Here is an 825-nt window from a genome sequence, read left to right on the forward strand (position 1 = left end):
GGTGGGCCCCGGCCGCATCCGCGGGCTGGCCCTTCAGTTTGCGCAGGCCGTTGTAGAGGATGCTGCCCATGAGCGTTGACTTGCCGGAGCCGGACACGCCGGTGAGCACCGTCAACCGCTCCAGCGGCAGGGACACGGTGATGTCCTTCAGGTTGTGCTCGCTCGCGCCCACCACGGTCAGCCACGACGACGGCTCGGGGCGCGCGGTGTCCCGGGCGTCGCCGACCTGGCGCCGGCCCGTAAGGTAGTCCGCCGTTAGCGAGCCGCGGTCCTCGAGGAGTGCCTGCGGCGCCCCCTCGAAGACGATCCGGCCGCCGTGCTCGCCGGGCCCCGGGCCGATGTCGATGATGCGGTCCGCGGCGCGGATGACGTCCGGATCGTGCTCGACCACGAGCAGGGAGTTGCCGGCGTCGCGCAGGCGGTGCATGACCGAGACGATGCGCCGGATGTCCCGCGGGTGCAGGCCGATGCTGGGCTCGTCGAGGACGAACAGGGTGTTGACCAGCGAGGTGCCCAGGGCGGTGGTCAGGTTGATGCGCTGGACCTCGCCGCCGGAGAGGGTGCGCGACTGCCGGTCCAGCGCCAGGTAGCCGAGGCCGACCCGGTTCAGGTAGTCGAGGCGTGAGCGGATGGCGTCGAGCAGCAGGGTCGCGGCCTCGTCCAGCGGGGCGGGCAGCGCCAGGCCCTCGAAGAAGCCGGCCAGGCGCTCCAGGGGCAGGCACATGAGGTCGTGGATGCACAGCCCGGGCAGGGCGGCCAGCCGCTCTGCGGGAATCGTGGCGCCGCTCGGGCGGAACCGGGTGTCCGGGTCGAGGACGGCGTCCG

General features: G+C 72.7%; 1 pseudogene. It reads right to left on the bottom strand.

Going from position 1 to position 825, the window contains the following annotated elements:
• Positions 1 to 825: pseudogene (locus tag G7A99_RS22085) on the bottom strand (excinuclease ABC subunit A); the annotation flags it as partial.

The sequence above is a fragment of the Arhodomonas sp. KWT genome (assembly GCF_010993615.1).